At 40.4% G+C, this 1,664-nt stretch carries 2 protein-coding genes; both read right to left on the bottom strand.

The window, feature by feature from the left end; genetic code table 11:
- Positions 1-304: 304 nt before the first annotated feature.
- Entirely contained in the window at positions 305-658 is a 354-nt protein-coding gene (locus AB4653_RS08795; RefSeq protein ID WP_240797204.1) for a DUF5329 family protein, read from the bottom strand.
- Positions 659-705: 47 nt separating this feature from the next.
- Positions 706-1,281 (bottom strand): TetR family transcriptional regulator, encoded by a 576-nt coding sequence (locus AB4653_RS08790; RefSeq protein ID WP_102258551.1) that lies wholly within the window; start codon positions 1,279-1,281, stop codon positions 706-708.
- Positions 1,282-1,664: the final 383 nt, after the last annotated feature.

Here is a 1,664-nt window from a genome sequence, read left to right as displayed (position 1 = left end):
TTGATGACATCGAACAAGTGCTGAGTGGTGAGATGGAGTGGGACTAAACTCATTATCTCTGTTGTGTTTTAGAAAAGCCTGGAGATTGTGTTACATTTAAGTTGATACACAACTGGAGATATCGATGATCTGGCTTTCAGTGAAAGTACTACAGATTGGACTTGTCTATGGATACAGGAAGTATCAAAAAACGAAAAGAGCTCCAGCTTAGGGGCTCTTTTTTTGTTTGGCACTTTGTTGTTTACTATTTAGCAGGGCAGTAAGTTAGCAGGGCTGAACATTAGAGAGTAAGTAAGCTAAAAAGTTAGCGAGACCGAAAGTCATCAAGTTCGGATTTTAGCCAAACTTCACTACTAACCGATGTTTTGCCTTCACAGTGAACTTGGTAATGGCGCCCACTCAACATACTTTTTGTTGCTGAATACGCGATGAAATCTTCAGCAGACTCAATCTCGTCGGCGTAATAATCAGCTTTCTTTTTTATATGTGCGGCCGCTTCTGGCCCGGTGTGGATTGTACCATTTCGCTCATATTTGCACTGCGTTGATTCAACAAAGGTAAGCAGATGGTCAATCTCTTGTTGAGGAGAGGCGAATGCGAGATTCAGCGATAGTAATTGGCTAGCCATTAACCCACATAGAAACAGTGTACGCTTCATAATCATCCTCTCCCATCTAATCGGCTATTTCAAAAAACGATTAGGAATCAGTGTTTATAGATGGCTTTTTCTAACAAAGAAAAAAGCTGTGTAAATTCTTGTTCAATGGTGTCGCTCTTCCATTCTGGTGAATGAAGTGGGTGGTGGTAACGCACGGTACCAAAAAAGAAGCAGCGTGCAGTGATAGTACAATCCTTAATTTCAAAGACACCTTCTCTAACGCCATCATTCAAAATCGACTCAACTTGCTGCAACAGATGATTGATGTGTTTTGATTTTACGTGCTCGGGTGTTTGTTGTGTTAGTGATGAATATGATTCAAACAACTCAGGCTCACCAATAAAAATTCTTCTTTTAATGGCCGTTAACGCCTCAAACCACTCTCGAAGCCTTAGTGATGCGCTTTCCGGTCTATTTGTGATCTCAGTTAATGGTGCGGTGACACGATCCAGCCATCTTAATGTTATGGCTTCATGCAGTTCTGCTTTAGTTGCAAAGTGTCGGTATACCGTTCCGTGACTCACATCAAGGGCTCGAGCTACGTCAACAACGGTCGTTTTTCTAGGACCGAACTTACGTAAAACGATTTCAGATGCATCTAATATTTTTTCTTTAGTAAGCATTATTCACTACCAATAAATTGTGTCTAAACCCTTATTTAAGGCTTTGAAAATAAGAACTTTCGATAACGACAGTATTAGTCTGATGCTATCGATTACCGCCTACTCAGTCAAACGAGGTCGTCGTTTAATACAAAAGTATTGCCGTTTTGCACAAAAGTTATTGTGCTCTTAAATCAAATTGGTGCGTTGACAATATAATAAATGACATTTATTGTAAATTGTCATTTATTATTATTGAGCCTTCCGGAGCATCACTATGTCGCTAAGTTTTATTGCAAGTCCTCCCCCGAAGGGTAGGCATCGCCGAGTGTTATCGGCCATTATTGGACAGAAAAGAAAACATCATTCATGTCCTGAGTTGCAAAGGCTTGATGGGAAAAGGG

Origin of the sequence: Vibrio sp. 10N.222.48.A3, assembly GCF_041475345.1 — a bacterium.
In the GTDB taxonomy this organism is placed as follows: Bacteria; Pseudomonadota; Gammaproteobacteria; order Enterobacterales; family Vibrionaceae; genus Vibrio; species Vibrio tasmaniensis_A.
The sequence above is the reverse complement of the archived record's forward strand: the minus strand, read 5'-3'. Positions and strand labels throughout refer to the sequence as shown.

Bases quoted from the DNA above. Each gene is read 5' to 3' on its own strand.
- AB4653_RS08795 (WP_240797204.1), bottom strand. From the start codon at position 658: ATGAAGCGTACACTGTTTCTATGTGGGTTAATGGCTAGCCAATTACTA.
- AB4653_RS08790 (WP_102258551.1), bottom strand. From the start codon at position 1,281: ATGCTTACTAAAGAAAAAATATTAGATGCATCTGAAATCGTTTTACGT.